At 71.1% G+C, this 13,371-nt stretch carries 17 protein-coding genes and 1 pseudogene; 3 read left to right on the top strand and 15 right to left on the bottom strand.

Going from position 1 to position 13,371, the window contains the following annotated elements; genetic code table 11:
- Window positions 1-50 precede the first annotated feature (50 nt).
- The 5 genes from AC1DYN_RS21055 to AC1DYN_RS21035 all read right to left on the bottom strand — a co-directional run bounded on the left by AC1DYN_RS21055 (window position 51) and on the right by AC1DYN_RS21035 (window position 4,685).
- Window positions 51-1,217: an aminotransferase class V-fold PLP-dependent enzyme gene (locus AC1DYN_RS21055; RefSeq protein ID WP_477963060.1), complete on the bottom strand. Its 1,167-nt coding sequence runs from the start codon at window positions 1,215-1,217 to the stop codon at window positions 51-53.
- Window positions 1,175-2,005, bottom strand: coding sequence for a GNAT family N-acetyltransferase (locus AC1DYN_RS21050; RefSeq protein ID WP_477963059.1), 831 nt, complete (start codon window positions 2,003-2,005; stop codon window positions 1,175-1,177). The genes AC1DYN_RS21055 and AC1DYN_RS21050 overlap by 43 nt, the downstream gene beginning before the upstream one ends.
- Complete coding sequence (locus tag AC1DYN_RS21045; RefSeq protein ID WP_477963058.1) at window positions 2,002-2,505, bottom strand: hypothetical protein; 504 nt, start codon at window positions 2,503-2,505, stop codon at window positions 2,002-2,004. Before AC1DYN_RS21045 ends, AC1DYN_RS21050 begins: the two co-directional genes overlap by 4 nt.
- A gap of 3 nt (window positions 2,506-2,508) precedes the next feature.
- A complete protein-coding gene (locus AC1DYN_RS21040; protein ID WP_477963057.1) occupies window positions 2,509-3,840 on the bottom strand; it encodes an ABC transporter substrate-binding protein in 1,332 nt (443 codons plus the stop codon).
- 134 nt (window positions 3,841-3,974) lie between these two features.
- Window positions 3,975-4,685, bottom strand: coding sequence for a helix-turn-helix domain-containing protein (locus AC1DYN_RS21035; protein ID WP_477963056.1), 711 nt, complete (start codon window positions 4,683-4,685; stop codon window positions 3,975-3,977).
- A 96-nt stretch (window positions 4,686-4,781) separates the two neighbouring features.
- Here AC1DYN_RS21035 and AC1DYN_RS21030 point away from each other — a divergent pair, with 96 nt between their 5' ends.
- Window positions 4,782-5,420 (top strand): TetR/AcrR family transcriptional regulator, encoded by a 639-nt coding sequence (locus AC1DYN_RS21030; RefSeq protein ID WP_477963055.1) that lies wholly within the window; start codon window positions 4,782-4,784, stop codon window positions 5,418-5,420.
- A gap of 28 nt (window positions 5,421-5,448) precedes the next feature.
- Here AC1DYN_RS21030 and AC1DYN_RS21025 read toward each other — a convergent pair whose 3' ends face one another.
- Window positions 5,449-5,772, bottom strand: a complete 324-nt coding sequence (locus AC1DYN_RS21025; RefSeq protein ID WP_477963054.1) for a type II toxin-antitoxin system RelE/ParE family toxin — start codon at window positions 5,770-5,772, stop codon at window positions 5,449-5,451.
- Window positions 5,769-6,041 (bottom strand): YlcI/YnfO family protein, encoded by a 273-nt coding sequence (locus AC1DYN_RS21020; RefSeq protein WP_477963053.1) that lies wholly within the window; start codon window positions 6,039-6,041, stop codon window positions 5,769-5,771. The genes AC1DYN_RS21025 and AC1DYN_RS21020 overlap by 4 nt, the downstream gene beginning before the upstream one ends.
- A 75-nt stretch (window positions 6,042-6,116) precedes the next feature.
- Between AC1DYN_RS21020 and AC1DYN_RS21015 the strand changes: the two are divergent.
- Window positions 6,117-6,338: pseudogene (locus AC1DYN_RS21015) on the top strand (RtcB family protein); the annotation flags it as partial.
- Window positions 6,339-6,387: 49 nt separating this feature from the next.
- Here the strand turns inward: AC1DYN_RS21015 and AC1DYN_RS21010 are convergent.
- Window positions 6,388-8,046, bottom strand: a complete 1,659-nt coding sequence (locus tag AC1DYN_RS21010) for a pectate lyase-like domain-containing protein (RefSeq protein ID WP_477963052.1) — start codon at window positions 8,044-8,046, stop codon at window positions 6,388-6,390.
- 38 nt (window positions 8,047-8,084) lie between these two features.
- Between AC1DYN_RS21010 and AC1DYN_RS21005 the strand changes: the two genes are divergently transcribed.
- Window positions 8,085-8,279 (top strand): hypothetical protein, encoded by a 195-nt coding sequence (locus AC1DYN_RS21005; protein ID WP_477963051.1) that lies wholly within the window; start codon window positions 8,085-8,087, stop codon window positions 8,277-8,279.
- Window positions 8,280-8,507: 228 nt separating this feature from the next.
- Here the strand turns inward: AC1DYN_RS21005 and AC1DYN_RS21000 are convergent, their stop codons facing one another.
- The 7 genes from AC1DYN_RS21000 to AC1DYN_RS20970 form a co-directional block, all read right to left on the bottom strand.
- On the bottom strand, window positions 8,508-9,614 hold the full coding sequence (locus AC1DYN_RS21000; protein ID WP_477963050.1) for a beta/gamma crystallin-related protein: 1,107 nt from the start codon (window positions 9,612-9,614) through the stop codon (window positions 8,508-8,510).
- Between the two features lie 91 nt (window positions 9,615-9,705).
- Window positions 9,706-10,566: a transglutaminase-like domain-containing protein gene (locus tag AC1DYN_RS20995; protein ID WP_477963049.1), complete on the bottom strand. Its 861-nt coding sequence runs from the start codon at window positions 10,564-10,566 to the stop codon at window positions 9,706-9,708.
- The gene (locus tag AC1DYN_RS20990) at window positions 10,566-11,474 is read right to left on the bottom strand and encodes a rhodanese-like domain-containing protein (protein ID WP_477963048.1); all 909 of its coding nucleotides are present in this window, start codon (window positions 11,472-11,474) and stop codon (window positions 10,566-10,568) included. The genes AC1DYN_RS20995 and AC1DYN_RS20990 overlap by 1 nt, the downstream gene beginning before the upstream one ends.
- Window positions 11,471-12,031, bottom strand: coding sequence for a type II secretion system protein (locus AC1DYN_RS20985; RefSeq protein WP_477963047.1), 561 nt, complete (start codon window positions 12,029-12,031; stop codon window positions 11,471-11,473). The genes AC1DYN_RS20990 and AC1DYN_RS20985 overlap by 4 nt, the downstream gene beginning before the upstream one ends.
- On the bottom strand, window positions 12,018-12,398 hold the full coding sequence (locus AC1DYN_RS20980) for a type II secretion system protein (protein WP_477963046.1): 381 nt from the start codon (window positions 12,396-12,398) through the stop codon (window positions 12,018-12,020). Before AC1DYN_RS20980 ends, AC1DYN_RS20985 begins: the two co-directional genes overlap by 14 nt.
- A gap of 5 nt (window positions 12,399-12,403) precedes the next feature.
- Complete coding sequence (locus tag AC1DYN_RS20975; RefSeq protein ID WP_477963045.1) at window positions 12,404-12,886, bottom strand: type II secretion system protein; 483 nt, start codon at window positions 12,884-12,886, stop codon at window positions 12,404-12,406.
- The coding region (locus tag AC1DYN_RS20970) for a cohesin domain-containing protein (RefSeq protein ID WP_477963044.1) at window positions 12,883-13,371 on the bottom strand (489 nt) is incomplete at its 5' end. The genes AC1DYN_RS20970 and AC1DYN_RS20975, both read right to left, overlap by 4 nt.

The following is a 13,371-nucleotide window of genomic DNA, read 5'->3' as shown; positions in this document are numbered from 1 at the left end:
GAACCTCCCTGGATGGTTTGCAACGCTGAAGCAGATGTCGCGCCAGCCTCTCAGGCCTGTGCGCTCGCATCGATCGCGCGCGCCAGCCGTTCGATGTCGTCGTCGTCGTTGTAGACCTGGGCCGAGATGCGCACCCACAGCCGGCCGTTGCGCGCGACGATCGGCACCTCGATGCGGTGCTCGGCCAGCAACCAGTCGCGCAGGCGCGCGGCGGCGGCCGCATCGCCGGCCAGGCGCAGCGGCAGCGGCACGGTGGCCATGCACTCGACCATGGCCTCGGGCGTCGTCCACGCGAGCTGCCAGCGCGCGGCCAGGCGCTGCGCGGCCCGCCACACCAGCGCGTGCTTGTAGTCGCGCATCGCCTGTTCGCCGAGCACGTCGGTGATGAAGGCGATGCCGTCGGGCGCGCACAGCATCGGCGTCGGGTCGCGCGTGCCGGTCCAGGCGAACTCCTGTTGCCATCCGACGTCCAGGCCCCACGAGATCACCGCCGGGTGCAGCCCCTCGTGGCGCTCCGGCGCGGCCCACAGCAGCCCGCAGCTGCGCGGCGCGAAGGCCCACTTGTGCAGGTTGGCCACGTACCAGTCGACGCCCAGCGATGCGATGTCGAGGGCCAGCGCGCCGGGCGCGTGGGCGCCGTCGGCCAGCACCGGCACGCCGCGCGAGCGGCACAGCGCCGCCATGCGCGCGAGCGGCAGCACCAGCGCGCTGTCGGAGGTGATGTGGTCGGCGATGACGAGGCGCGYGCGTGGCGTCAGCGCGGCCTCAAGCAACTGCAGGCTGGCCGCGTCGTCGGCCGGCGGGAAGGGCAGCGCCAGCGTGACGACGCGGGCGCCGCGCTCGCGCGCGACGAAGCCGGCGGCACGCGACACCGCGCCATAGGCGTGGTCGAACAGCAGGATCTCGTCGCCCGGGCCCAGCGGCAGCGAGCGCAGCACCGCGCTGACGCCGGTGCTGGCGTTGTCGACGAAGACCAGGTCGTCGGCGCTCGCCCCGACGAAGGCGCCGACGCGTTCGGCGGCCGTGCGCAGCCGCGTCGGCGTGGCGGGCGGCTGCGGCTCGAGGCTCATCAGTTCGCGGAACATGAAGCGCGCCGGGTGGCGCTCGATCTGCAGCCGCAGCGCCTGCTGCGCATCGAGCACGCGGCGCGGCGTGACCCCGACCGTGCCGTGGTTCAGGTACACGGCCTCGGGATCGAGGGGCCAGTGGTCGAGCATTGCGCGTCCGAAACGCATCGCGTCGTCTCCCATTGCAGTCCGGGCTGCCTTGGGGCGGATTCTGACGCACGCGGCTGCGGCGTGGCGAACAACAGCTCGAACAGCTCGCGCGTGCGCGGCGTCATCTGCCGCGGGTCGGGTGCCAGCAGTTCGTGCCCGGCGGCCAGCAGCTTCGCGTACACCGCCTCGTAGACGCGGCGCGCCCGGCCGGCGATCAGCTCGCGGTCGTAGCCGGGCACGATGCCGATCAGCTGCCAGCCCAGGCGCTCGAAGGCCTGTTGCGTGTGCGGGATCTTCAGCGTCGCCATGCCGTAGACCAGCCCCATGCCGAGCGCGCGGCCGACCCGCTCGACCGCCGCGATGGCGTGCTGGCCGAGGCCGGCGCCCCGGTGCCCGGGCGCGACGACGGCCAGCCGGCCGTACAGCGCCTGGGCCTCGGGCTCGCGTTCGCAGGCGATCATGCCGGCGATGGCGTCGCCGCACTTCACCACGACGACGATGAAGTTGCGTTGCGCCGCACCGGGCAGCAGCACCTCGCGCTCGTAGAAGCCGCGCTGCAGGAAGCCGCTCGCGGCACCGATGCCGACGTCGGGGTACCAGCGGTCGACGTGCGCGGCCAGCGTGCCGATGTCGTCGCGCTGCAGCAGCTCGAAGCGGTAGCCGGCCGGCAGCGCGGCATCGTCCAGCACGCGGGCGAGCGCGTCGCGGTCGATCGGCGGAACGCTCACTGGAGTACCTTCGTGCTGCGCACTGCGGTATTCGCCCTTGGGGCAGCCCGGCGGGCTCATGACCGCCCCTGCGCCGCGGCGCCGCGGTAGCGGATCTCCACGCGCCCCGACGAGCCGATGCCGTCGCGCGTCGACACCGGGTAGCTGAGCACCTCGCCGATCAGCCCGGCGTACTTGCCGCTGCCGCCGACGAGCCGGCTGCGCCGCACGCCATAGCCTTCGGCATCGGCTTCGCCGGCCGGCGTCTCGAACACGAAGCGGTCGCCCGCCGCGTCCACCAGCACGCAGGTGCGGCGGCTCACGACGCCGGCGCCGCGCAGGCTGACGCAGCGCCCGCTCGCGCGGCGGAACGGCCCGGCGCCGCCGTCGATGCGCAGGCGGGCCAGGCTCTCGACCACCGCGATCGACTCGCCGTCGCCCTGGCCGGTCGCGATGACCTCGCGCCGGCTCAGCGTGTAGTCGCCGAACGCGACCCGCAGTTCGTCCCGCTGGCCCGCGGTGCCGAACAGCGGCAGCCCGGCCAGCAGCGCCAACGCGAGCGGCTTGATGATGGCAGGCATCGTTCAGCCCTCCTGGCTGCAATCGCGCACCGCGAGGCCCTTGTCGGCCGCGTACTTCTTCGCCGCCGCGTCCATCATCGGGCGCAGCAGCGCGCTGTTCGACTCGTACCAGTCGGAGGTGTAGTTCCACTGCCCGCCGTCCCAGGTGTGGATGCGGGCCTTGTGCGCGCCTTCATGGTCGCTGCACGAGGTGCGCAGCGGCTGCAGCATGCCGTCGATGCCGAGCGCCTGGATGCGCGCACTGTCGATCGCCAGGTGCTCGACGCCCCAGCGCACCTGCTCGCCGGTGAGCGGCTGGCGTCCGTAGCGGGCCTGCGCGGCGCGCACCGCCTCGACCACCAGCAAGGCGTTCAGCAAGCCGCGGTTGTAGAGCACCTGCCCGACCCCGGCGACCTCGCCGGCCCCCTTGCCGCGGCCGTAGACGAACTTGCGGATGTCGTCGTGCACGCGCCGCTGGTCGGCGCTGTGCTGCAGCGTCAGCGCGTTGTAGCCCTTGGCGGCACGCTGCGACGGCAGCACGTCGGGCTCGGCGCCGGCCCACCAGACGCCGTACATCTGCAGCCGCGGGTAGCTCACCGCGATGGCCTCGTTGATGGCGGTCGAGTTCATCACGCCCCAGCCCCAGACGAAGACGTAGTCGGGCCGCGTCTGGCGGATCTGCAGCCAGGCCGCCTTCTGCTCGACGCCGGGGTGCACCACCGGGATCGCGCTGAACTCGAAGCCGAGCCGGCGCGACAGCTCCTGCAGCACCGGGATCGGCTCCTTGCCATAGGGCGAGTCGTGGTACAGCAGCGCGATCTTCTTGCCTTTCAGCTTCGCCGCGCCGCCTTCGCGCGCCGCGACGTGCTGCACCAGCATGTCGGCGGCGTCCCAGTAGGTGCCGAGCAGCGGGAAGTTCCACTTGAAGACGCTGCCGTCGGTCGATTCGGAGCGGCCGTAGCCCATCGTGATCAGCGGGATCCGGTCGGCCGCCACCTTGTCGCCGAGCGCGAAGGTGATGCCGGTGGACAGCGGGTTGAAGCTGGTCGCGCCGGTCGGGCCCTTGCCCTTCAGGCGCTCGTAGCATTCGACGCCGCGGTCGGTGGAGTAGCCGGTCTCGCATTCTTCGTAGGTGATGCGCACCCCGCCGATGCCGCCGTCGCGCTCGTTGACGAGGTTCAGGTAATCGACGAAACCGTTCGCCCACGGCACGCCATTCGGCGCGTAGGCGCCGGTGCGGAACACCAGCACCGGAAAGAACTGTTCGTTCGGGATCGCGGCGCCGCTGGTGCCGGCACCGAGCGCAGCGACGAAGGTGGCACAGGTGGTCAGCAGTCTCTTCAGCAAGGTGTTCATCGAGCTTCCTCTTGGCGGTTGACAGCCCCGGTCGGGACATGTCGCACAGCGTAGGAGGAGCCCCTTGCCGGACTCGTCGCGCGCCGACGTTGCATCGTCGCGCAGCGATGTTGCAATTGTTCAGGCCGGGGTGTTCAGGCCGGAGCGGGTTCGCGCCGCAGCGCGGCCGTCAATGCGGACGGCGACTGGTAGCCGCAGTCGAGCGCGGCTTGCCAGACCGGCATGCCTGCGTCGAGACAGCGCCGCGCAGCCGCGAGCCGGCGCCGCCGCACCAGCGCCATCGCGCTGAAGCCGAGCTCGGCGCGGCAGCGCAGCGCGAACTGCGGTGCGCTCAGGTGCACCTGCGTGGCCAGGTCGGCGACGGCCAGCGGCTCGGCCAGCCGCGCATCGATCCAGCGCTCCAGCGCCGGCCAGTCGATGTTGCGGCGCAGCCGCGGCCCGGCCAGCGGCGTGCTGTCGGCCAGGCTCGCCACCAGCAGCTCGATGGTCGCCGCGTGCGCGCTGTCGTCGGGCGCCTGGCGCTGGCTCGCCAGGAAGCGCATCAGGTGCGAGGTGGACGGGTGCACCGCGCGCACGCGGCCGGCCAGCGGCGCAAGCGCGGCACGGTGAGCCGCTTCGTTCGAGCTGAGCACCAGGCCGGTGGCACCGGCGCGCACCGAGCAGCTGTGCCGCTCGCCCGGTGGGATCACCAGCACGCGCCCGGGTTGCAACGCGTGGCGCCGGCCCTTCAGCATCAGCTCGACCCGCCCCTGCACGCCCCAGACGACGCGGACGTGCTCGTGCGCGTCGGCCGCGGCGTCCTGGGTGAGCAGGCTCAGGCGGGCACAGGCAGGGATCGGACTCATTGACAGCAGCGCATCGGCGGAGAAAGATTGAACCCGGATTCATGGAATGAATCAGGATTCAGAGCTTAGGCGACGCCAACCCATCCTTCAAGCCTCATGGCCTATCAGCGCACCCCCTATGTGGAGAGCAAGCGTGCCGAGGCACGCGACCGCTTCATCGACGCCGCGCTGACGCTGCTGGCGCAGGGCGGCTGGCGCGACGTGCAGATGTCGGCGGTGGCGGCGCTGGCCGGGCTGTCGACCGGGGCGCTGTACCTGCATTTCCCGTCGAAGACGCAGCTGCTGCTGGAGCTGTACCGCACGCAGGCCGGCCGCGAGCTGCAGGTGACGGCCGAGATCGCCGCGCAGCCGCGCCCGGCGCGCGAGCGGCTGGCCACGGCCATCGGCACCTTTGCGCAGCGCGCGCTGAACGGCGGGCGGATGTCGTATGCGCTGGTGCTGGAGCCGACCGACAACGAGGTGGAGCAGTTGCGGCTGCAGTTCCATGCCGACTTCATCGCGCTGTTCCAGCAGATCCTGGAGGACGGCCGGGCCAGCGGCGAGCTGCGCGTGGCCGATGCGCGGGTGGCAGCGGCCTGCGTGTTCGGCAGCATCACCGAATCCCTGCTGCACCCGCTGGGGATGGCGGCGCAGGCGGCCGGCGTGGCCAGGCGCGGGCACAAGGTGGACGCGACGGCGCTGATCGGGCCGCTGGTGGATTTCTGCTTCCACGGCGCAGCCGGGGCAGGCAAGTAGCCCGGATGCCAATCCGGGCTATGTCAATTCAATGGTAGTCATCCTCGCGCTGATGCCTGACCGCCAGGATGGTGACCGTCTCGGCATTCTCGATGTCGTACAGCGCAACATAGCCTCTGCCGCGAAACGGAATGATCAGTTCCCTCTGAAACGCACTGCCTGCGGACGACTTGCGGTAAAGAAAGGGCGCTCGAGCCAGGCGCTGCTCGATCTCATCCCGAAGGGTGTCGATGGCGAGTTGCGCGTGATCGAAGTCCTCGATCGATTCTGCTGCCCCCAGCAGGAAATCGAAGAGTTCGACAAGATCGTTGCGGGCCGCATCCGTGTACCGGACCGTGAAGCCCCCATTCATCCAAGCACGCGTTTGCGTCTGTCGTCCAGCCTGCGCTGAAGTTCATCGTGCACATCAGCGGCTGAGTGATAGACCCCGGTTCGCCGCGCCTCTTCCGCGGAGCGCAATCCGCGGGCAATGAACTCGTCCTGCACGCGGCGACGCTGGATGGTGTCCCGAACCGCCGTCTCGATCAGGCTGCTCAGCGTTTCGCCCTCGCGAAGAACGCTTTCTGCGGCCTCTCGCAGTTCGGCATCGACGCGAAGGGATGGGAGTGTTGCGGGCTTCATGATTGCGTTGCAATTGCGACGCATCGAGTCTACTGCCTTCTTGTGAGCCTGCGCCACGCCGGACTTCCACCCGGATATGGAGCGGGTCGACGGATGCGGCGCCAGGAAGCACGCGGGCTCAAGCCGGTCGACGCGATGGCCACCGAGTGGCAGTGCGTGACCTTGCGCGAAGAGCGGCGCATCGAGGAGGCTCCCGAAGCCTACAAGCCGATCGGCCCGGTGATCGACGCGCAGCAGCAGGCCGGGTTGATCCGGCCGCTCGCGCGACTGCGCCCGTGGGTGACGTTCAAGGCCTGAGCCGAACCGCCGGGCGAATGGCGAAGGCCCACCCGGATTGGCATCCGGGCTACTGGGCGAGATATGCGTTGTTGGCGCCGTCCTTCACCGTCGCTCCCCGGTCGTTGATCACGTGCGTGATCTCGCCCTTGCCCCCCAGCGACACCGTCGCCATGCGCGTGAACTGCACGCCCGCCGCCGCCGGCGCCTCGATCGCGCTGCCCAGCTTGACCTGCGGGTTGGTCTGGAAGAAGCAGTAGATGCCCAGCCCGGTCGCGACATGGTTGGTCACCTGGCTGCCCACCTTGTACGACGCATACCCGTTGGCTGCGCCGTTCATCCAGCTCGCCTGGTTCGGCACGTCGTACGGGATCTCGCTCTGGTAGAAGTACAGCCGCCCGCCATTGCCGTTCCACACCGTCTGGTACTGGTGGAAATGCTCGACGAACAGGCCGTACAGCGTGACGTCCGCGCCGTTCACGACCACGCCATTGCGCGTCGTGTTGACGTCCCAGCCCACGCCCTCGCCATGGTCGGCGCGCCAGACCCAGAAGTGGTCGCCCAGCACCTGCCGGCTGTTGATCACCAGGCTGGTGTCGGCCTTGCCCGGCCCGGCCCCGCCCACGCGGAAGAACAGGTCGTGCAGCGAGGTCGGGTTCAGCCCATGGTCGGCCGCGCCGCCCGTCGGCCCCACCTGCAGCAGCGCCGGCGAACTTACCGTGCCCGCATCGAACAACAGCCCCGCGATCTTCACGCCATCGACGTCGGCCACCTGCATCGCCGTCACGCCGTTGTCCGGGATCAGCGTCGCCAGACCCAGCCCCAGCACCACCGTGTTGGCCCGCGTCACCTTCAGCGTCTCCTTCAGATGGTAGACGCCCGGCGTGAACAGCAGGTGCTTGCCGCCGGCCAGCGCGGCGTTCAGCGTCGCGGTGCCGTCGGACGGCTTCGCGACGTAGAAGTCCGCGATCGAGAGGCTCTGCGCCGGCACCACGCTGGCGCCGCCCCAGCTGGTGCCGCGGCTGTCGCTGCGCAGCGCCGGCACCAGCACGCTGTAGCGGCCGTTGCCATCCACCGTGAGGTACGGTTTCTCGCGCACCAGCGGCGTCTGCGCCACCGTCGTGTGCGGCGGGTTCGGCCAGGCGTTGCCCGCCGGCGCGTTCTCGGTGCCGACGAACACCATGTTCCACACGCCGCCGCTCCACGAGCCCAGGCTCGCATTGCGCGTGAACCACTGCTGCTGGCTGCCCGAGCCCACCTGGCCGTCGATCTTGCTGTCGGCGATGAAACCACCGCTGGACCAGCCGCCGCCCGGGTCGAGCGTCATGTTGCCCTTCACGTGCATGCGGCGGAACGGCGTGGCCTGCGCCACCGCCCACAGCAGCGATTCACCGGCCGGCGGCGTCACGGCCAGGTTCTCGGCGCCGCGCCAGAAGTTCTGCGTCGCATTGCCGTCGAACCAGCCGGCATCCACCTGCACCCGGCCATTGATCGCGACGTCGTCGGGCGAGTTGCCCAGCCCCAGCACGTGCGTGTAGAAGCCGACCCGCACGTTGACCTTGTAGCTGCCCGGCTTGAAGGCCAGTGCATAGCGTTCGGGACCGAACTGGTTGCGCTCCTGGGTCTGGAAGACCGCGTCGACCTTGGCCTGCACGGTGGCCTGCGACATGGCAGGGTCGAACACCAGCACGTTCGGGCCGAGGTCCGGCGTCGCGCCGGTGTCGGGCACCGGCCCGGGAGCCGGGGCCGGCGCAGGAGCTGGAGCCGGTGCAGGGCTCGGTGCAGGTGCAGGGCTCGGCGCTGGAGACGGTGCCGGGCTCGGCGCAGGTGCCGGTGCAGGTGCCGGCGCGGGACTGGGGGCCGGAGCTGGGGCCGGCGCAGGCGCAGGCGGGTTGGAACCCGTTGGCGACGGCGATGCGTTGTCGTCGCCACCGCTGCCGCAGGCCGCCAGCAGGGCCGTGAAACCCAGGGCCAGCAGGCCCAGGCGTCGTTGCAGGTTCGAATTCATCGGCATCCGTTGAAAGGGGTTCAGCCGGATGACGCAGAAACCGTGCCTTTGTCACGGATGGGCTTTCGACAGGAAAGCTGACGCATCCTGCCGGATCCCCTCGGCCTGCGCGATGGATGACATGCCATGCGGCGATGGACGCGCGCAGCGCGTCCATCGTGTAAGAGATTCCTACCGCCCGTTCACAGCCGCGGTTCGCCGTTGTCGTTGACGACCACGGTGCGTCCCGGCGGCGCGGTCATCTGCACGTGGTGCTCGACGCCGCGGAACTGGTAGGCCACGTCCCAGTACTCGGGGCGCCCCTGCGCCGGCACCGCGGCGCAGCGCTGCACGTCCTGCGTCGCCACCGTGCGGCCGTCGCGGCCGACGTTGGCACCGATCACCGCACCGGCCACCGCGCCGCCGACGGTCGCGAGGTCGCGCCCCGAGCCACCCCCCACCTGGTGCCCGAGGATGCCGCCGACGATGCCGCCGAGCACCGCGCCGCCGACGTTCGGGTCGCCACGCTCGTTCTTCACCACCTGCTCGCGCTCGACCCAGCAGCGCTGCGTCGGCGCCGCGTAGACCGCGTGCACCGCCATCACCGGCACCTCGTAGATGCGCTCCTGCGGGCGGCGGCGCCAGTCGTACACCGGGGCCGGCGGCGGCGCGTAGCGGCCTTCGTCATAGCGCGCCGCCGGGTGCAGCGCGCGCACCGACGACAGCCGGTCGTTCAGCCCCATCGAGCGCAGGTCCGGGTAGCGGCCCGGGCGCAGGATCACGCAGCGGCCGCTGAAGTCGGCATGCTCGCAGGCCTCCCAGCGCTGGCCGAGCACGATCACCGACGACGCGCGGTCGTTGAAGCCGAAGCGGTCGAAGTTGACGACGTCGCGCTCGGTGCTGAAGGCGCGGCCCTGGAAGCCCTCGCGCTCGAAAAAGGTGATCTGCCCGTCCATCGGCGCCGGCGCATAGCGATCCGGCTCATGGCGGCGGTCGCGCTCGACCGGGCGCGCCGACGACAACCTGTCGTTCATGCGCATCGAGCCGAGCGACGGATAGCTGCCGGGGCTCAGGATGAAGCACTGGCCGCCGAACTCGATGTGCTCGCAGACCTCCCAGGGCTCGCCTCGCACCACCACCGACGACACGCGGTCGTTGAAGCCGATGCGCCGGAAATCGGGCGCCGCGTCGCGCGCACTGAAGCTGCGGCCATTGAAGTTGTCGTGTTCGTAGAAGGTGGCCTCGGCCGATGCGGCGCCGGCGCCGGCAACGGCACACAGCGCGAGGAAGAGCTTCAAGACAGCTTTCATGGCGGTTTCGTCCTGGTTGGTCGGCATGTGCCCTTCACAACGCGGCCGGCACGACATCCGACGACCGCCGCGCGCCATCGCGGCCCCGGCTTTACATCCGGACACGCAAACGGCCATCCATCCGGAAGCGGTGCGCCAGGCCGATCGGGTTGACCGCCGCGTCGCGGTACAGGCGGAAGGCCACGTACTGCTCGGCCGGCGCAAGCCAGTGCTCCTTCTGCGCATCGAGCAGGCGCCAGGCGCCGTCGAGGTAGAGCTCGGCCCAGTTGTGATAGTCCTCGGCGCGCGGTGCCGCGCTGCCTTCGGTCACGTAGCCGCCCACCATGCGCGCCGCGATGCCATTGGCACGTGCCAGCGCCACCGCGAGGAAAGCGTACTCGGTGCAGTCGCCGCGCCCCTGGCGCAAGGCCTGCAGCGCGCCCAGGTCGTCGGCGACGTAGCCGGCGTACTGCAGCCGGGTGCGCACCGATTCGTAGATCGCCTGCGCGGTCTCGGTGGCGGTGGCGCGCTTCAGCGCCGCGGCGGCGTCGCGGATGCGCGCATCGTCGACCTCGATGTAGCGCTCCGGCTTCAGCCACGGGCGCGGATCGTCCAGCGCCGACGGCAAGGGCGCGCGGCGCATCGCGACGTCGAAGCCCAGCGCCACCACCTTGGTGCCCCACGGCGCCATCGGCGGCAGCGGCAGCTGCAGCACCGCATGGCCCAGCGGGTCGGGGTTCAGCGTGTGCGGCAGCGCGCAATTCACGCGCAGCAGCGTCTGCGCCGGGCCGTCGGCCAGCGGCGCATACAACCACAGCACCTGGTCCGGCAGCGTCTCGCCGGTCGGGTTGGTCAGCGTGATCGAGAAGCGCAGCTGGCGCTCGAGCCCGGCCTCGGCAGCGCCGGCAGGCAGCGACGACACCGCCGCCAGCCACGCGGCGCCTGCCCCCAGCACGCTCCGGCGCGAGGCCATCACAGGCCGCACGCCGGTTGCTTCGGCCCGCGCGCCTGCGCCGTCCACACCTGCTGCTGCTGCTTCATCTGCCTGGCATAGGCATCGGCCCCGTCGGCATACACCAGCAGCGGCAACGGCGCGAGCGCGCTGCGCAAGGCCAGCAGGTCGGCGGCCGGCATCTCCGGCGCCACCACCAGCACCACGGCCGCGACGGCGCGGTTCTTCGTCGCCTTGCGCTGTGCCGCCAGCGCCGACTGGATCGCCGGCAGCCCCGCGTTGGCGATCACGCGCGCCTGCGGCAACGCGGCCTGCACGCGCGCCTGGCCCGGCACCGCCAGCACCAGGTTGGCATCGAAGTGGCTCTCCAGCCAGAGTTCCGGCGCGCTCAGGTGCGGCACCTCGTTGGCCAGCGCGTTGCGCGACAGCACCGGCCGGCCGGACGCCAGCCAGGCCGGCATGCCGCCCTGCAGCACGCGCACGTCGCGGAAGCCCTGCGCCTTCAGGGTGGAGCACGCGACATACAGCTCGCGCTCGGCCTTGCCATTGCCCAGCAGCACCAGCGTCTTGTCCTTCAGGAAGGGCTTGCCCGCCAGCTGCGCCGCGGTCAGCGGCAGCGCACCGTCGAGGGTCGCGAGCTCGCGCTCGGGCGCACTGCGCACGTCGACCAGCGTGGTCTGCGGCTCGCCGGCCAGGCGCGCCCATTGGTCGACGCCAAGCCGGCACGCCAGGTCGGGCCGGGGCTCGGCGGCGCCGCGCAAGGCGGCACTGCCGGGCGCGGTGAAGTCGTCGCGGCGGCAGATGCCGGTGGACGGCTTGACGTCCTTCAGCGCGTCGGGCAAGGCCGAGCCCGGGCGCAGCGTCTGTGACCCGGCCGGCGCCATCGCCAGCAGCAGCGCGCTCGCGATCCATGCGGGCCGGCGCGTCATGGCGCACTCGCCCCGAGGAAGGGTGCCGATGCCGCATTCGCTGCACTTGCCGCAGCGGCCGGCACGCCCGCCGCGGCGTCGCCGCGCAGCAGCAGGTCGGGCGGGTAGGTGAACACCCAGTCGCTGTACTTCTGCTTGCCGCGAAACGCCATGTCATCCGCCTCGAACTGGTCCTGCTTGATCGGCTGCCGGCCCGACAGCGAATACACGCCGACGATGCGCCCGCCGACGCGCATCAGCCCCCATTCCGCCTTGCCGGTCATCGGGTCGACGAACACCTGGCGCAGGTAGCGGCGCAGGCCCGGGCTGCGCTTGTCACGCAGCAGGTCGTCGAGCTCGGCAGGGTACTCGCGCCGCCCGCCGCCGAGCTGCGTCTCGTGGTAGCGGCCGATCGCGCGCCGGAACTGCTGGCCGATGCCGAGCAGCTCGCGCTCCTTGTCGCGCTGCACCGCGGTGCTGTAGACCTCGCTCGCGGCGGCCAGCCCGATGCCCATGAAGGCCACCACCAGCAGAACCCACAGGTAGGCAAAGCCGCGGTGCGGGCTACAGCGTCTCATACGGCTTCCCGTCGTGCGCCGCACCGGTCGCACCGCTCTTCACGTCGGCGATGCCGGTCTGCTCGCTGTCCTTGGGCGGCACCAGGATCCAGCTGCGGTCCGATTCGGTCACCGGGTCCATCGGCACCGCGCGCAGGTACTTCTGGTCGACCAGGTCCTGCAGCGTCTCGGGGTAGCGGCCCTTGTCGGCGTAGTACTTGTCGAGCGTGCTGCGCAGCACCTGCAGGTTCTCCTTCAGCACCACGTCCTTCGACTTGTCGAGCGAGCCGAAGTAGCGCGGCAGCGCGATCGCCAGCAGCAGCGCCACGATGGCCATCACGACCAGCATCTCGATCAGCGTGAAGCCGCGCCGCCGCCCGGGATGCATGCGCTTCACCATTGCTGGTACGGCACGCCGTTCAGGCCCTGCCGGCTCGATTTCGAATGCACGTCGAACACGTCCTCGCCCTCGGCCGGATCGTCGGGCGGCGAGGCGTAGCTGCGCAACGCCCAGGTCTCGGCCGGCTTCAGCGTCTCGTCGCCCGCCATCGGGTCGCGCGGCAGCGCGCGCAGGAAGTAGATGTTCCGCTTGGTCGGGCTGCGCTGGTCGGGCACGCCGTCGACCAGGTCGTCCAGCGTCTTCGGGTAGCCGCTCTCGCCCAGCTTCTGCACCAGCCGGCCCTGGTCGGATGCGCGCTTGTAGGCGTCCAGCGCCTCGCGGATCTGCAGCAGCGCACTGCGCAGCTCGCGCTCCTTCTGGCGCTGCACCGCCACCTGCGCCATCGGCACGGCCACCATCACGAGCACGCCCATGATGGCCAGCGTCATCATCAGCTCGATGAAGGTGAAGCCGGCGGCGCGCCTGCGCAGGTTCACGGCAGCACCTTCACCAGTTGCTCGGGCGGCAGCGCCAGCGGCATCGCCGGCGCCGGCTCGGGCGTCGCCGACAGCAGTTGCAGCTTGCCGCTGCCCGCCTTCAGTGCCTTGAACGACACCAGCAGCACGTTGCCCGAGCCGTTCACGCCGGCGTCGCTGCCGGACGGGTTCTGCCGCACCATCGAGACGAAGAGCTTGCCCTGGGCCGGGTCGGAGCGCTGGTTGAACAGCGTCGTGCCGCCGGCCTGCTTGAAGAAGTCGCCCTCCTGCGCCTGCACCAGCTGCAACAGCTGCGGGTCGAAGCCCAGCAGCAGCGGCAAGCCGCGCAGCGGCCCCTGGCTCGACAGGCGCAGCACCGCGGTGAACTGCTCGCCCACCTTGACCTGCGCCGGCAGCTGCCAGCTCAGCGAGACGGCGCCCGGCACGGTCGCGGCCGGGGGGGCCGACGCCGCGGCCGCTGGGGCCACTGCGCCCACGGCCGGGGC

Source organism: Rhizobacter sp. P2_D12 (assembly GCF_056404395.1).
The sequence above is the reverse complement of the archived record's forward strand: the minus strand, read 5'-3'. Positions and strand labels throughout refer to the sequence as shown.